Annotated in this window: 1 pseudogene; it reads right to left on the reverse strand. The window is 74.5% G+C overall.

The features are described from left to right. A pseudogene (locus tag FQ705_RS32535) lies at positions 1-428 on the reverse strand (lactate utilization protein C); the annotation flags it as partial. Positions 429-482: the final 54 nt, after the last annotated feature.

A 482-nucleotide genomic window follows, 5' to 3' on the forward strand; every position in this document is an offset into this window, starting at 1 on the left:
GACAGCAGCACTAGCGAGCCGGTCTCGGCGCTCGCGCAGAAGCAGCGGGTGATGCCGACCAGGTCGCCCTCGACGGGCTTGCGCAAGTCGACCTCGAGGCCGGCCGAGGCCCAGTCGATATCGGCCAGGGTGCGCCAGGCGATCGCCCGCGCGGCCAGCGAGCGCGCCTGCAGGTAGCGCGCCGCGGCGGCCGGTACCTCGGCGAGCGTGTCGACGGCCTCGACCGTGGTCGACATCCGCTCGGCTTCCTCGGTGAAGCGCGCGAGCAATCCGGCGGCATCGTCCGGCATCGGCGGGCGCGGGCCGGCCGGATGACGCGCGAGGTAGTCGGCGGCCTGCTCGCGCTCGAGCGCGTCGGGCTCGGCCGGGCGTCCCTGGGCGGCGCGGATGCGCGCGAAGATGTTGCGGCGGGCGGCCGACGTGTCCATGGGCGATCCTCGTGAGCGTGGCGGTGGCAAGGGCCGATTATAGCGGCGCCCTGT

This window comes from Paraburkholderia sp. BCC1884 (assembly GCF_900996225.1).
GTDB lineage: Bacteria > Pseudomonadota > Gammaproteobacteria > Burkholderiales > Burkholderiaceae > Paraburkholderia.